Source organism: Flocculibacter collagenilyticus (genome assembly GCF_016469335.1).
GTDB lineage: Bacteria > Pseudomonadota > Gammaproteobacteria > Enterobacterales > Alteromonadaceae > Flocculibacter > Flocculibacter collagenilyticus.
The window spans coordinates 2478344-2492159 of sequence record NZ_CP059888.1 but is presented as its reverse complement, the minus strand read 5'-3'; the positions used below and the strand labels follow the sequence as shown (position 1 = coordinate 2492159).

At 39.3% G+C, this 13816-nt stretch carries 18 protein-coding genes; 14 read left to right on the top strand and 4 right to left on the bottom strand.

The window, feature by feature from the left end; translation table 11 throughout:
* The first annotated feature begins 39 nt into the window (after window positions 1-39).
* The 8 genes from HUU81_RS11070 (at window position 40) to HUU81_RS11035 (ending at window position 6651) form a co-directional block, all read left to right on the top strand.
* Window positions 40-1224 (top strand): beta-ketoacyl-ACP synthase, encoded by a 1185-nt coding sequence (locus HUU81_RS11070; protein WP_199609010.1) that lies wholly within the window; start codon window positions 40-42, stop codon window positions 1222-1224.
* The gene (locus HUU81_RS11065; RefSeq protein WP_199609009.1) at window positions 1221-1676 is read left to right on the top strand and encodes an ApeP family dehydratase; all 456 of its coding nucleotides are present in this window, start codon (window positions 1221-1223) and stop codon (window positions 1674-1676) included. The genes HUU81_RS11070 and HUU81_RS11065 overlap by 4 nt, the downstream gene beginning before the upstream one ends.
* Window positions 1673-2398: a 3-oxoacyl-ACP reductase FabG gene (gene fabG, locus HUU81_RS11060; protein ID WP_199609008.1), complete on the top strand. Its 726-nt coding sequence runs from the start codon at window positions 1673-1675 to the stop codon at window positions 2396-2398. Before HUU81_RS11065 ends, fabG begins: the two co-directional genes overlap by 4 nt.
* Window positions 2398-3630: a beta-ketoacyl-ACP synthase gene (locus HUU81_RS11055; protein WP_199612034.1), complete on the top strand. Its 1233-nt coding sequence runs from the start codon at window positions 2398-2400 to the stop codon at window positions 3628-3630. The genes fabG and HUU81_RS11055 overlap by 1 nt, the downstream gene beginning before the upstream one ends.
* A 7-nt stretch (window positions 3631-3637) precedes the next feature.
* On the top strand, window positions 3638-4495 hold the full coding sequence (locus HUU81_RS11050) for a MipA/OmpV family protein (protein WP_199609007.1): 858 nt from the start codon (window positions 3638-3640) through the stop codon (window positions 4493-4495).
* Entirely contained in the window at window positions 4485-4928 is a 444-nt protein-coding gene (locus tag HUU81_RS11045) for an excinuclease ABC subunit A (RefSeq protein WP_199609006.1), read from the top strand. Before HUU81_RS11050 ends, HUU81_RS11045 begins: the two co-directional genes overlap by 11 nt.
* 63 nt (window positions 4929-4991) lie before the next feature.
* On the top strand, window positions 4992-5756 hold the full coding sequence (locus tag HUU81_RS11040) for a 4'-phosphopantetheinyl transferase family protein (protein ID WP_199609005.1): 765 nt from the start codon (window positions 4992-4994) through the stop codon (window positions 5754-5756).
* A 40-nt stretch (window positions 5757-5796) separates the two neighbouring features.
* The gene (locus tag HUU81_RS11035) at window positions 5797-6651 is read left to right on the top strand and encodes a hypothetical protein (RefSeq protein ID WP_199609004.1); all 855 of its coding nucleotides are present in this window, start codon (window positions 5797-5799) and stop codon (window positions 6649-6651) included.
* Here HUU81_RS11035 and HUU81_RS11030 read toward each other — a convergent pair.
* Window positions 6635-7825, bottom strand: coding sequence for a flagellar assembly protein T N-terminal domain-containing protein (locus tag HUU81_RS11030; RefSeq protein ID WP_199609003.1), 1191 nt, complete (start codon window positions 7823-7825; stop codon window positions 6635-6637). The two genes, HUU81_RS11035 and HUU81_RS11030, sit on opposite strands and share 17 nt — an antisense overlap.
* A 201-nt stretch (window positions 7826-8026) precedes the next feature.
* On the opposite strand from HUU81_RS11030, the gene HUU81_RS11025 reads away from it, so the two are divergent.
* On the top strand, window positions 8027-8524 hold the full coding sequence (locus tag HUU81_RS11025; protein ID WP_199612033.1) for an LPP20 family lipoprotein: 498 nt from the start codon (window positions 8027-8029) through the stop codon (window positions 8522-8524).
* A 22-nt stretch (window positions 8525-8546) separates the two neighbouring features.
* On the opposite strand, the gene HUU81_RS11020 is transcribed toward HUU81_RS11025, so the two are convergent.
* The 3 genes from HUU81_RS11020 to flgA form a co-directional block, all read right to left on the bottom strand.
* Window positions 8547-8963, bottom strand: coding sequence for a flagella synthesis protein FlgN (locus HUU81_RS11020; RefSeq protein ID WP_199609002.1), 417 nt, complete (start codon window positions 8961-8963; stop codon window positions 8547-8549).
* 60 nt (window positions 8964-9023) lie between these two features.
* Window positions 9024-9353, bottom strand: coding sequence for a flagellar biosynthesis anti-sigma factor FlgM (gene flgM / locus HUU81_RS11015; RefSeq protein ID WP_199609001.1), 330 nt, complete (start codon window positions 9351-9353; stop codon window positions 9024-9026).
* Window positions 9354-9422: 69 nt separating this feature from the next.
* Window positions 9423-10151 carry a flagellar basal body P-ring formation chaperone FlgA gene (flgA, locus tag HUU81_RS11010; protein WP_199609000.1) on the bottom strand — a complete coding sequence of 243 codons (729 nt, stop codon included), beginning with the start codon at window positions 10149-10151 and terminating at the stop codon, window positions 9423-9425.
* A gap of 179 nt (window positions 10152-10330) precedes the next feature.
* Here flgA and HUU81_RS11005 point away from each other — a divergent pair, with 179 nt between their 5' ends.
* The 5 genes from HUU81_RS11005 (at window position 10331) to HUU81_RS10985 (ending at window position 13796) form a co-directional block, all read left to right on the top strand.
* Window positions 10331-11260: a chemotaxis protein gene (locus HUU81_RS11005; RefSeq protein WP_199608999.1), complete on the top strand. Its 930-nt coding sequence runs from the start codon at window positions 10331-10333 to the stop codon at window positions 11258-11260.
* Window positions 11261-11327: 67 nt separating this feature from the next.
* Window positions 11328-12164 (top strand): CheR family methyltransferase, encoded by an 837-nt coding sequence (locus HUU81_RS11000; protein ID WP_407644824.1) that lies wholly within the window; start codon window positions 11328-11330, stop codon window positions 12162-12164.
* An 83-nt stretch (window positions 12165-12247) separates the two neighbouring features.
* Window positions 12248-12652, top strand: coding sequence for a flagellar basal body rod protein FlgB (flgB, locus tag HUU81_RS10995; RefSeq protein ID WP_199608998.1), 405 nt, complete (start codon window positions 12248-12250; stop codon window positions 12650-12652).
* An 11-nt stretch (window positions 12653-12663) separates the two neighbouring features.
* Window positions 12664-13089, top strand: coding sequence for a flagellar basal body rod protein FlgC (gene flgC / locus HUU81_RS10990; RefSeq protein WP_199608997.1), 426 nt, complete (start codon window positions 12664-12666; stop codon window positions 13087-13089).
* A 20-nt stretch (window positions 13090-13109) separates the two neighbouring features.
* The gene (locus HUU81_RS10985) at window positions 13110-13796 is read left to right on the top strand and encodes a flagellar hook assembly protein FlgD (protein WP_199608996.1); all 687 of its coding nucleotides are present in this window, start codon (window positions 13110-13112) and stop codon (window positions 13794-13796) included.
* Window positions 13797-13816 lie beyond the last annotated feature (20 nt).

Here is a 13816-nt window from a genome sequence, read left to right as displayed (position 1 = left end):
AGTAATGTTGTATTAATGTTGAAATATGAGAAATAGTCAATGGCAATAAATTTAAATGACTTAGGGATTGTTTGCGCTCTCGGTGAAGGAAAAACAGCGGTATTTGATTCATTGATCAACCACCCTGAAAAAGAATACCTGTTGCCAGACGAGCATATTGGTATTGGCGAGCAAACCTTTTATACAGGGCAGGTAAAAGTAAGCTTGCCTCAACTGAGTCATTTACCTAAACATTTACAAAGCCGCAATAATCAATTGTTGCTTAACGCATATGAGCAAATAAAAGATTCGGTTACACGCTTATCTAAAAACGTGCCTAATTCTCGTATTGCTGTTGTTATAGGTACCAGCACCTCAGGTATTTTAGAAGGAGAGCAAGCTCGCTCAGTACTGGCTAATTCACAAAAAATGCCAGACGAATATCACTATGCGACTCAAGAGATGGGCGCGCCCGCAGAGTTTATAGCTCACGTAATGCAAGCTGAAGGTCCTGTCTACAGCATTTCTACCGCATGTAGTTCTAGTGCTAAGGCACTCGTCAGCGCTAAAGCACTGATTGAAAGCGACTTAGCCGATATCGTTATCTGCGGCGGGGTTGATACATTAAGTCGCTTGCCCATAAATGGTTTTAAAGCTTTAGAGTCGACAGCAGAGGCGTATTGTAATCCGTTTTGCGAAGATCGCGATGGCATCAATATAGGTGAAGGTGCTGCACTATTTGTTATGAGCAAGCAAACGTCAGGCGTTGCACTGATCGCCGCAGGAGAAACATCAGACGCTTACCATGTTTCATCGCCTTCTCCAGAAGGGGAGGGAGCCTACGCTGCGATGGAAACAGCTCTAAATATTAGCGGTATCACTAAGAATGACATCGATTACGTTAATCTACATGGCACGGGCACAATAAAAAATGACGATATGGAAGCAAAGGCCATTTATAGGTTATTTGGTCAACGAGTTCCAGTAAGTTCAACTAAGCGATTTACTGGTCATACTCTGGGTGCTGCCGGTGCCATTGAGGCAGGGTTAACTTGGTTACTATTAAGTACTTTAAATAAAGATAATGCCATTCCTGTAAATAAGTGTGATTTATCCCGTGATAAATCGTTGTCCCCAATAAACCTAAGCCAAGGCCAGAAGCTAGATAAGCTTGTATACTGTATGACTAACTCGTTTGCTTTTGGCGGCAATAATATTAGTTTACTTCTCGGAAAAACTCAGTGAATCAATATAATATTGAACAGGTTATCTCTCATAGAGAGCCTATGATTTTAATTGATGGGATGGCGTCTTACACTCAGAAAAGTGCGGAGTGTTGGGTAGCTATTTGCCCGGAATCGCCATTTTACCAATCATCGTTATCTGGTGTACCAAGTTATATTGGAATCGAATATATGGCTCAAGCCATTGCGGCCTATGCCGGTGCAAATGCCCTTGATAACAATGAGCATGTAAAAATTGGCTTTCTGCTTGGTACTCGCAAATTTGAAACGCATACCAGTATATTCAAATTACATCAAAAATTAGTGATTAAAGTGGAAGAACTTTATCAAGAAGAGTCAGGGTTAAGTGTATTTGAATGCACGATTGAGCAAGAGCAAACCTTGCTTGCAAGCGCAAAAATAAATGTTTTTCAGCCAGAATCTCCAGAAAAATTTATAAAGGAACAGCAATGAGTAAGCGTATTTTAGTTACAGGATCTAGTCGTGGTATTGGCAAAGGGATTGCGCTTAAACTAGCAGAACAAGGCTATGATATTGCTGTGCATTGCCGTTCGGGTCTCGCGCAAGCAAAAGAAACAATTCAACAAATAGAGTCTGTTGGCCAAAAGGCGACACTTTTGCAGTTTGATGTGTGTGACAGAGAAACAGCTAAATCGCAAATTGAAAATGACATAGCAGAACACGGTGTGTATTACGGCGTTGTTTGTAATGCAGGTGTAACCCGCGACATGGCGTTTCCTGCGATGACTGGTGACGATTGGGATACAGTAGTAAAAACGGGATTAGAAGGTTTCTACAATGTTGTACACCCTGTGGTTATGCCTATGGTTCAGGCTAGAAAAGGAGGTCGCATAGTAACTATGGCATCGGTTTCTGGTTTAGCAGGAAATAGAGGGCAAGTTAACTACAGTGCTGCAAAAGCGGGAATTATTGGTGCAACTAAGGCGTTATCATTAGAGCTTGCGAAACGAAAAATAACGGTTAATTGCGTTGCTCCAGGATTGATTGAAACAGAAATGACCGATGACTTACCAATTGATGATATTTTAAAAATGGTGCCTTTGCGTAGAATGGGGTCGGTAACTGAAGTTGCTGGAACCGTTTCATTTTTGATGTCTGAAGATGCAGCATACATAACTAGGCAAGTCATTTCAGTAAATGGTGGATTAGTGTGATGAAACGGGTTGTCGTAACAGGAATGTCAGCAATTACCGCCTTAGGGGATGACTGGCAAACTTTTAGAGCCGCTTTAGAAAGTGGCAAAAATGCTGTTGTTCACATGGATAACTGGGACTACGTGGAAGGAATGAATACGCGTTTGGCTGCACCAGTAACGCATTTTGAAAAGCCTGCGCATTATAAACGAAAGAAAGTTCGCTCCATGGGGCGGGTGTCATTGATGGCAACCCGTACGACTGAACTCGCATTAGAACAAGCAGGGTTAATTGATCATCCAAGTTTAACGAATGGCAATACAGGCATATCTTTCGGTTCATCTATTGGTTCTACAGGGCCGATAATTCCATTTGGAAAAATGATGGAAACAGGCGCCATGGCAGGCGTAACCGCTACTAGCTATATCCAGATGATGGCACATACAGCACCTGTTAATGTAGGGGTTTATTTTGGCTTAAAGGGACGAACAATTACCACTAGCTCTGCTTGTACGTCTGGTTCGCAAGGAATAGGTTACGCGTACGAAGCAATAAAGTTTGGTAAACAAAAAGTGATGGTAGCTGGTGGTGCTGAAGAGCTTTGTATTTCGGAAGCCGCAGTATTTGATACGTTATATGCCACCAGCACTAAAAATGAGACACCCGAGCAAACGCCACGGCCTTTTGATAAAGACAGAGATGGACTCGTCATTGGAGAGGGGTCTTGTACTTTGATCTTGGAAGAGTTAGAGCATGCTCAAGCTCGTGGGGCAACAATTCTAGCTGAATTAGTAGGTTTTGGAACGAATGCCGACGGCGTACATGTTACTCAGCCCACCTCTGAAACGATGAGAGCCGCCTTGCAGTTGGCACTAGAAGATGCAAATTTAGATGCGAGCCAAATTGGCTACGTTAATGCTCACGGTACTGCAACGGATAAAGGCGATATAGCAGAATCTCAGGCAACCTATGACATACTAGGCACAAAACCAATTAGTTCATTGAAAAGCTATTTAGGGCATACCTTGGGTGCTTGTGGTTCTATTGAAGCGTGGGCTTGTATCAATATGATGCAAGACAACTGGTTTGCGCCAACGGCAAATTTAGAAAACGTGGATGAGGAATGTGCACCATTAGATTATATAAGTGGGGAAGGACGGCCTCTTTCAACTGATTATGTAATGAGTAATAATTTTGCGTTTGGTGGTATTAATACCTCTCTGATTTTTAAGCGTTGGTCGTCTAATCATTAAGTATGAAATGAAAGTACTATTTAACTTTTTTCAGCGTCAGTTAACAGCACTAACTATAGGACTTTTTGTTAGCTTGCTAACATTAACGCCCAATGCAGTTGCTTATCAATTAGATTTAGGGATGGGGGCATTCGCATTATCAATGCCCGATTATCTTGGATCAGATCAATCTGAAAGTTACTTATTACCCCTACCGTATTTTTATTATAAAGATGAAAATGTAAAAATTGATCGTAATGGTTTTACGGGAGAGCTTTGGCAAAGTGACAATTGGAGGTTGGACTTGTCGGCTTCTGCTGGTGTTCCAGTTAACAGTGACGATAATCAGCTTCGAAAAGGGATGCCAGATCTCGATTGGACATTTGAGGGTGGTGTTTCTTTAAAGTACTTTATCAATAATCAGAAAAACTTGAATAAGCAGCATTTTATGGCTTTATTTGCTCATAAAGTTATTGCTACTGATTTTACATATCTAGATGATGAAGGTTGGCGAGGAGGGCTAAATTGGTACCTTCAACAGCCTATTACGGTTTTAAACCAACCAAATATAAGCTGGGCGACGAGAGTAAACATCAATTTTGCTGACAAACAGTATTTGAATTACTTTTACGGTGTTACCCCGCAACAGCGACTGCCTTTCAGGCCATGTTATCAGGCTGAAGCTGGGTATGCAGGCAGCGACGTATCAACAGGATTAGTGTATAAAAATAAAAAACTATGGCTTGGCGGCTTTGTAAAGTATTACAATTTTTCTGGCTCTAAACAAATCGATAGCCCATTAATGGCTCAAAATCATAACTGGACTATTGGTATTGGTGCAATGTGGATTTTTTACTCAAAAAGGAATAATAACTATGAAGAATAAATCAGCAATTTTATTGGCTTTACTTGGTTCAATGGTAACCAGTCAAGCAATCGCTCGAGACTCAATTAATACCTATCCTGTAGAGTCATTACTCGCGTCAAGCAAAGCCAAAGAGGCTTTATTGTCAGACGTTTCACTTTATTTTGGCACACAAACATACCCAAAACCAATAGAGCAGTATGGTGAAGTGATGACAAATAAAAAGACTAATGCATTTATGAAATCTGACCGAGAAGCATGTGAGTGGGTAATGCTCTCGGCGTTAAAAGCATTGCAAGAAAGAGCAAAAAGAGAAGGAATGAATGCGGTAACTAATATTCAATCTTTCTACAAAAAAAGAGAGTTTGTTAGTGAATCAGAGTATGAATGCGGAGCGGGTAACATTATGGCGGGTGTAACGTTGAAGGGCACTTTGATAAAAGTCGACTCTTAATTGCCAGCAGAGTACTTTAACTACCTAAGGTAAATCTATTTTAGGTAGTTGAGCATGCTATTGATGAAATTTATTAATCTGCTTTCAAATTCTTGTACCTTAGAAACAATAATAGCTAATACTCAACAGGTTGTTTTGTGCAGGGTTATTAATGATACATTGCTTTTACAGCATCAAGACTGGTTGACGGAAAATGAGTTAAAGGTTTTAGATGCCCGTAAAGCTGAACTCGCTAAATCTCACTTCAGAATGAGCCGTTTCTTAATTAAAACATTTATTATGAATCAATATCACGTTTTAGACCTGAAGTGTTTAGAAGTGTTTTTTAATTCAGAGCAAAACGTACTTCAAGTTAAATGGCACCGTAAAGATTCTAAAGTACATGTATTTACTGATGTGTTCTCATTGAGTCACTCAGGAAAAATGCTAATGCTGGGTATTAACCATTGCCAGCCTGTTATTGGTGTTGATATTGAAAAGATTAATAGCAAAAGAGACGTACAAAAGATTAGCACTTCTTTTTTTCATGAACATGAATGGAGCCTAGCGTTAAATGATAGTTTCAATAATCATGGTATTAAAACAAAAGAAGATGTGTTTTATCAAAAGTGGACATTAAAAGAAGCAGTAGCGAAGGCATTAAACAAGCCATTAAGTGAGCTATTATCAAAAGATATAATCAAGTTCATTAATATTCATAACTTAAAGGCGTACAGCTGCAAATTTGTATGTAAAGACGCTAATGAGAGTTATATTTTAAGTGTGGCGATTAAGGAGCCACAAGACACGATAGAGCAGCAGGTAACACTTAGTTATTTGGCTAAATAAGCTAAATAAATCCAATACAAAACAATGTTAAGGCAGTTTTTTGTTAATAAACAAATATAGAAGTAGTCATCCATTGGTAAAGTGGTTTATTCATTTATCTATTACCCTTCCTGTTGTCTCATTTTTAATTGTTTCACTGCTTATCATTACTTTTATTTTTTGGCCACGAAATTTTGATACGTATTTTGATACGTATAACAAAGCTGAATTTCAGCAAGCCAGCCATTGGGTGATGGTATCCCACGGCTTAAATGATCTGGGCTCGGATTGGGATCGTCGGCTGACAACAATACTAAAGAATAAGTTTCCAAATGCTGCGATATTTGCATTAGATTGGCGCAGCCACGCTACTAATCCGCTTACATGCTCAATAAATGCGATGCGCATTGGTGGTGTAATAGCGCGTTTGGCTTTATCCAATACTCAACTTACGAAAATGCATTTAATAGGGCATAGTTGCGGTGCATTTGTTAATTACGGAACGTGTTTAGCGGTAAAAGCAATAAATAAAGATATCTATATTAAAACAACGTATTTAGATCCCGTTACTATTTATGGCGGAGTATTTTGGGACTATGGTGTTAAGGCGTTTGGCAGTTGTGCGGATGTCAGTGACACCTATTATGATACTAGAGACAGTGTTTACGGCAGCAATCAAGCTTTTCCATTAAGCTATTCACATGATGTGACTGCGGTAAATCAACATTATGAATATGATGCGTCGCCGCATTTGTGGCCAATTGAGTTTTACATTAAGGCGCTTGAAAATCAGTCGTTACCTTTGTACGAGATAAAACCAGAGCAACCGCAATCATTTATACTTGAAGCCATTAACCAATTACCACAAAGCACAAGCTTGGATGAAGCTCCAAAAAAGACTAATCAAACTCATTAATCGGCGCAAGTAAGATCACATCATCTTCCTGTACGTTACCTAGCAACATGTCGTCGATTGACGAGCCGATGGCGGAGTGCTGATGGCTTTGCTCGATACGGATTTTATATTGAGTTACGGTGTAGGCTGGTAACGTTTTAGATGAAGGTCCTTTACCATTGGTGCGGTGTGCCACAATAAACGTTTGTCCCGGCTCAACGCCATTTTCTTTACCTAAATTTACAACTACTTGATTGTCAATTACCTTTAAAATTTTACCCTCAAGTTGCTGGCATGCTAACTGTTCTTCAATATTGATTTGTAACTGGCTAGCTACGCGCTCAATTGCTTGACCGTAAGTGGAATGCCAAAATTTTGAGCTGTTGGTATTGATGCTTTCTTTCAGGTTAAAAGTCCAATCTGCACTTAGCGTTATTTGGTTACGATCAATGAGTTCTTTAGTAAAAGCGTCAAAAATAATGTATTCGACAGCAAAATAACGATCATATACATCATCACGCCAAAAGGTTAAGTCGCTGCTGACTTTGTCACCCATGGATACATCGGTTAAGGTGCCAAATAAAACGAATTGGCTATCACTACGTGCTGAAATTTGCTCTATTAGTGCATCATCTGCGGAAAAATATTCGCTGCGAAAGGCATCTAAATTTAGCTTTTTTTGATACCAAGGGCGAGCAACTAACTTAAAACTATCGCGTTCAATATTTTGCGTTAATTTTTTAGCAAAATCTTTTCCTAGATAATATAAGCCACCAATTTTCGCTTGTGCTTGATCTGATAAGTTAAACTGCGTAATTGCGATGCTTTTTTTAAAGTCAGAGGTTGTGCATTGATTCTGCTCTGAAGTGATATCTAATCGTATGGTAACCATCACAGAGTTGGCTGTATGCGTTTCATTAATCAGCTCGATAGACTGAACAGAGCCGCTAGACATAATTTTCATTGCGTTATTCGTCAAAACACCGTCACTGACTTCTTGAATACTATTCACTGTGGCGCCTGAAAACAACAAAGCATGTTTAACTGCGTCTTGAATTGCACGCTGTTGCGCATTGTCTTTGTCACCTCTTCTAATTTCTGCTTGTCCTACGGCTTCATACCACTCGGCAGACACGCTAGTGCTAATGAGTAGGCCTGTGGCTAATAGTAAGCCAAACAAAACGTTGTGTGTCATACTGCAATTCTCGTCATCAGTGTTTATAAGAATACTAGTCTAATATAAGCATGAATCATGCCTGCTTGAAATTAAATAATGAGTGCGGGCCTAATATTTGCGAGCTGGTATAGCTTTTGCTTTTATAAACATTATTACACTGTGCCCTAGTTATAAAGTGAAGGTTTTAATATGTTGTTATTTAAAAACAGGCTGCTGTCTATGTTTCCTACTAAAGAGCGGTTATGTAGGTGGAATGGTGCCACAGCAAAAGTATTAACGGCGGTTGTGTTAACAGTTGGCTTAAGCGGTTGTGCTCAATTTTTTGATAAACATATTGAGTGGGAATATGAAGAGCCAAAAAACTTTCCAATTATTAGAGCTGTGGGCTTCGCGCCTATAAGCCTTCAAAAAGGAGAGTCGCAACAATTAAAAGTGTTAATGGCGATTAGAGCCTCAAAATTAGATGCGTATAGAGAATTAGCTGAGCAAGTATACGGCCAGCAAATATCATCTAGTTCAAGTATGCAAAATTTAGTCAGTCGTAATGATAATCTGAAAACTAAGGTTAATGGATTGATTAAAGGGGCAAAAGTCATAAAAACTTACGCTGTGGGTGATACCTATGCCACAGAATTAGAGTTAGATATGAAACAGGTATATGAGCTTTATCGAGTTTCTAATAAAACTCGCAGAGTTAAGAAGGTTTCATTTTATTAAATGCGCGAAACGGGGAGGGGCGTTATGCTTTAATGCCTTTTCCTAATGTAGGAGACGAGCTATAGGCTGTGCCTTTTTTGCCGTAAGTTGTTGTTCCACTAGCACCAAATAGAATAGTTCTTAATTTATTGACGGCAATTTGACTTTGATTTGCAGCTAAGAAGTTAGCTTCATTTTGTGCTTTGCATTGTTCTAATAGTTCTTTAATCGTGTTAATTTTTTTATCTAACACTGGATTTTCTTTACGCTCGGCTGATAGGTTGGTTTGTGCTAACGTATTGTCAATATTAGTAATTTGTTTAAGCAGCTCTTCTTTTAATGCAACAAGATCAGTTAGTGCTTGATGATCACGTTCAGCAATTGCTGTCAGCTCTTTTTTCATCACTTCTAACAATTGCTCTAAGCAACTTTCTTGTTGAATTAATAATTCAAGCGACATTAAATTAATACCTCATACCAATATTATTTATTAAACTCTGCCTAATAAGCACAATGGCTACTAACGACCAAACAAGTCAATTTCATGACTAGCTATTTTATCGGCAAGTTTGTCAACATCAACTTGATAATGCCCTTCAGAAATAGCTTTTTTCACTTTTTGTACTTTCTGTTGATCAAACCCGCTCGAATTTTCAACTTTTTTCTGTAACTCTTTAAGCTGCTGCGCTTGCGGTGTAAGAGTAACAGCATCGCTAGTTGCTTTATTAGACTGCGTTTGTTGAACAGCGGTTTGAGTCGCCTTTTGCTCTGCATCGACCTTCTTCGATGATTGCTGATTACTTGTGTAATCAACCTTGGCGTTATTGCCTCTGTTTACTTCATTAACCATGATATTCACCACCCGTTTTTCTACCTGTCATATATATCGGCGTGACTAAAGAAAACTTTAACATAATTTCTAAAAATTTACTTGAACTTTACCTACAGAAGTTACAGTCGCTTTTATCTGTTTGTTTGAGCTAGTATTTTTAACTCTAATTAATGCACCTAAAGAACCGTCTTGCAGAGCAACACCCGATGTTTTGACGGCTAAACTACTCGATTTAGCAAGAATCGTTACGGCATCACCTTTACACACAAAACAAAGTGCTCCTAAGTCAATAATTTGATGCTGCGAAATAAATCGCTTTGCTTTAGAACCGATTAATGCAACCGGGTTATCGACAAATTTGTTGCGAACATAAGTTTTTTCTTTTGCAATGAGCTTAACGTCTGATTTAGTTATTACTTTTCCTTTAGGGATATTCATTGACGCGACAACAACATTAATTAATCGTTGGATTTTGACTTGAATATATAAGCTCCATCCTGGGATATCTGCGCACTTTACACTAACCATAGCATAACGTCTGAAAGATGAATTAGCGGGAACAGATAACTCGACAGGAGCGTTGCACTGCTTAGGTTCTATACGCGTGTCGAGTGGTACCGCAGTAAAGGAGATGAGTTGTTCATCAGAAGGTGAAATTAACTCTTTTACATAGTTTTCAGCCATTTGCTGAAGGCTAACTCGCGTTAACTTTGCATCGCTGGCATCATTAATTGCTAAACTTTCTGGCGTTGCTGCCGTTACCTTCAATACGCTTAATAGCGCTATAATAAGCAGTGTATTTTTAATAAAATTCAAATATTTCTCTCGTTTATTAAACATTTTCGCGGCGAATTTACTATGCTTTAGTTTGAAAAAAAATATAAACTGAAGCTTAACACAATACAGGTACTAAAATTGTACTTGATAAGGCGTCTAATTTATTAGTGTTTACCATCAAGCAATTTTTATACCGTATATAAATGTAGGAGCAAAACATGGCAGGGCTTTTAGATTCCGTAAACCAGCGAACTCAACTGGTTGGCCAAAACCGTTTAGAGCTACTGTTATTCAAGCTCGCAGGGCGACAACGTTTTGGCATTAATGTATTTAAAGTGCGTGAAGTACTGCAATGTCCGCCATTAACCTCACTTCCGAAACGTAATCAATATATTCGCGGTGTCGCCCATATTCGTGGTCAAACTATCTCAGTGATTGACTTAAGTATGGCTACAGGCGGCAAACCAATTGAAGACATTACTAATTGTTTTGTCATCATTGCTGAATATAACCGCTCAGTACAAGGTTTCTTAGTTAATTCAGTAGAACGAATAATTAATATTAACTGGGAATCAATTATGCCACCACCTCAAGGTACTGGCAGATATAGTTATTTAACTGCAGTTACAGAGGTAGATAAAGAGCTTGTTGAGATCCTTGATGTTGAAAAAATTCTTGATGAAATCTCTCCGATTGCAACTGAGATCAGTGAAGGTGTGATCACTGATGATGACCTGCAAAGTCATGTGGGTGAAAAAATTGTACTCATTGCAGATGACTCTGCAGTGGCGCGTAATCAAATTAAACGATCTCTTGAAACGCTAGGCTTAGATATGGAGTTGTGTAAAAACGGCAAAGAGGCCCTAGAGCGTTTAATTGAGTTAGGTGAGCAATGTGAAACGGATATTCGTGAAAAAGTAGCGTTACTGATATCTGATGTTGAAATGCCAGAGATGGATGGTTACACCTTAACGGCGGAAGTGAAAGCAAGACCTAATTTAGCACCTTTGCATGTAATACTTCATACCTCACTGAGTGGTGTTTTTAATCATGCGATGGTGGAGAAGGTTGGGGCTGACGATTTTATTGCAAAATTTAACCCAGACGAACTGGCAACGGCAGTAAATAAATGGGTGAAAGCAGACTAGCTTTTATATTGTTCACTAATTTTACGCACATATTTACAATGAATTATTTCAATGAGGCTAAGTAACAGTGCCAAATAAGACTCTTGCAGATCAAGAATATAAAATGTTCAGCGACTTTTTAGAGCAACAATGCGGTATCGTATTGGGGCAAAATAAACAGTATTTAGTAAAAAGTCGACTTGCCCCTTTAATGAGCCAGTTTGGAGTAGAAACACTCTCAGAGCTGGTTAATCGCACTTTAAAAGCGCATGAAAGGGAGTTACGGGCCACCGTTGTTGACGCAATGACAACAAATGAGACATTATGGTTCCGAGATACATACCCCTTTGATTTACTTAAAAATAGACTATTGCCAGAATTTGCTGCCGAAGGGAAAAAGTCTGTAAAAATATGGTCGGCTGCATCTTCATCTGGTCAGGAACCTTACTCAATAGCGATGACGGTTGATGAGTATAATAGTCAAAATCCTGGCACAAAATCGGTAAAAGCGAGTATTGTTGGTACAGATATTTCTAATAGCATGCTTGAGCATTGTAAAAGTGCTAAGTATGACTCACTTGCTATTGCGCGAGGGTTGTCAACTGAAAGAAAGTCAAAATACTTCCAAGACTGCGGCAATGGTTTGCTGCAAGTTAAAGACAATATTCGCCGTGCGATCACTTTTAGGCACCTAAACTTGCTTGATAATTACACGTTATTAGGTAAGTTCGATATTATTTTTTGCCGCAATGTGCTTATTTATTTCTCGCCAGAAGTAAAGTCTAGAATCATTGGTCAGTTCGCTAAATCATTGAACCCTAAGGGGTACTTATTCTTAGGTGCTTCTGAGTCAATGACTGGGCTCAGTGATGATTTTGACATGGTGCGCTGTAATCCAGGCATTATTTACCGCAAGAAAACATAAATTTTTAAAATACCTTAAAAGCTGGCGTACTGATTGCATTAATTAATCCAAACGATTTATCAAACCGATAGTTTGGAGCAGTTATGGCAATCAGTTTCGACAAAGCTTTTGGCATTCATCCCGATGCGCTTCTAGCGCGTTCACGCCGAGCAGAGCTATTATCCAGCAATATCGCTAATGCCGATACTCCTGGTTATAAAGCGAAAGATCTCGACTTTCAACAAGCCCTTGAACAAGCCAAATCCAACTATTCGACTAAGATGACTGCTACTCATCACAAGCATTTTGACTTGAAGTCATCTCATCAACCTGAAGTTAAGTACCGTGTGGCACATCAGCCAGATACAGGTGACGGCAACTCGGTTGATGTACAAATGGAACGAAACAAATTTGTTGAAAATGCAATGGAATACCAAGCTAGTTTGCGTTTTCTTAATGGCAAAATAAGTGGTTTAAAGAAAGCGCTCACTGGCGGCGGTGGCAAATAAGGTAGGAAATTATGAGTCTTTATAATGTATTTGATATAGCAGGAACAGGCATGAGCGCACAGTCTGTGCGACTAAATACCACTGCAAGTAATATGGCAAATGCGAACTCGGTTAGTAGTAGCATTGATCAAACATATCGCGCTAGACATCCGGTTTTTGCCGCTGAAATGACAAAAGCTGCCGGAGTGCATCAAGAAGGAGAATCTGTAGGAGTTAAGGTTCTCGGCATTGTTGAAAGTGATGCGCCACTGCAAAGGGAGTTTTCGCCTAATCATCCAATGGCTGACAAAGACGGCTTTATTTATAAACCGAATGTAAATGTGGTTGAAGAAATGGCTAATATGATTTCTGCAACGCGCAATTATCAAACTAATGTTCAAATTGCAGATGCTGCAAAGCAAATGCTAAGTAAAACCCTTTTGATGGGCCAACGCTAATTAACTGATAGGAGAGCATCGTGAATAGTGTATCCAATAACACCAGCAATTATGCCGATGGCTTACGATGGGAAGAAAAAAAGGTTGCTGAAGAAGAACGTAGCCAAACGCTTACTCAAGAAGATTTCTTCAAACTTTTGACAACACAACTGGCGCAGCAAGATCCGATGAAGCCAACTGATAATGATCAAATGATTGCTCAAATGACGAACTTCTCTATGGCAGAAGGTATATCAAACATGAGCGATAAATTTGATGAGTTTGTTGAGTCGTCTAATTCTAATAAAGCACTACAAGCATCAAGCTTAGTGGGTCAACGAGTTTTAATTAGCACGCCTTATGGTTTTAAGTCGGGTGGTGAAGGGTTAAAGGGTGAACTTGATGCGCCAAGCGGTGCGACAGATGTGATACTTCGTATTGAAGACAGTAAAGGTCAATTGATGAAAAGTATCCCTCTTGGTGCCCATCCCGCAGGAAAAATACCATTCGAGTGGGATGGTATTGCTGAAAATGAACAGCCAGTGCTTGATGGTATTTATAAAGTGAAGGCAACAGGGCTGGTTGCCGGAGAAAGTGTGGAGTTGCCAACACAAAACTATGCCCGAGTAAATAGCGTTACGTTAGGTTCAGGAGGACAAAATATGTCACTTAACCTAGAAGGCATGAATTCAATATCGCTAGATGATGTGCTAGCGCTATCAGACTAATAGATTTTCGCATAGGAGAG

Excerpts from the sequence above, each read along its gene's own strand:
- HUU81_RS11070 (WP_199609010.1), top strand. The coding sequence starts at position 40 with ATGGCAATAAATTTAAATGACTTAGGGATTGTTTGCGCTCTCGGTGAA.
- fabG (WP_199609008.1), top strand. The coding sequence starts at position 1,673 with ATGAGTAAGCGTATTTTAGTTACAGGATCTAGTCGTGGTATTGGCAAA.
- HUU81_RS11055 (WP_199612034.1), top strand. The coding sequence starts at position 2,398 with ATGAAACGGGTTGTCGTAACAGGAATGTCAGCAATTACCGCCTTAGGG.
- HUU81_RS11050 (WP_199609007.1), top strand. The coding sequence starts at position 3,638 with ATGAAAGTACTATTTAACTTTTTTCAGCGTCAGTTAACAGCACTAACT.
- HUU81_RS11045 (WP_199609006.1), top strand. The coding sequence starts at position 4,485 with ATGAAGAATAAATCAGCAATTTTATTGGCTTTACTTGGTTCAATGGTA.
- HUU81_RS11040 (WP_199609005.1), top strand. The coding sequence starts at position 4,992 with ATGAAATTTATTAATCTGCTTTCAAATTCTTGTACCTTAGAAACAATA.
- HUU81_RS11030 (WP_199609003.1), bottom strand. The coding sequence starts at position 7,825 with ATGACACACAACGTTTTGTTTGGCTTACTATTAGCCACAGGCCTACTC.
- HUU81_RS11025 (WP_199612033.1), top strand. The coding sequence starts at position 8,027 with ATGTTTCCTACTAAAGAGCGGTTATGTAGGTGGAATGGTGCCACAGCA.
- HUU81_RS11020 (WP_199609002.1), bottom strand. The coding sequence starts at position 8,963 with ATGTCGCTTGAATTATTAATTCAACAAGAAAGTTGCTTAGAGCAATTG.
- flgM (WP_199609001.1), bottom strand. The coding sequence starts at position 9,353 with ATGGTTAATGAAGTAAACAGAGGCAATAACGCCAAGGTTGATTACACA.
- HUU81_RS11005 (WP_199608999.1), top strand. The coding sequence starts at position 10,331 with ATGGCAGGGCTTTTAGATTCCGTAAACCAGCGAACTCAACTGGTTGGC.
- flgB (WP_199608998.1), top strand. The coding sequence starts at position 12,248 with ATGGCAATCAGTTTCGACAAAGCTTTTGGCATTCATCCCGATGCGCTT.
- flgC (WP_199608997.1), top strand. The coding sequence starts at position 12,664 with ATGAGTCTTTATAATGTATTTGATATAGCAGGAACAGGCATGAGCGCA.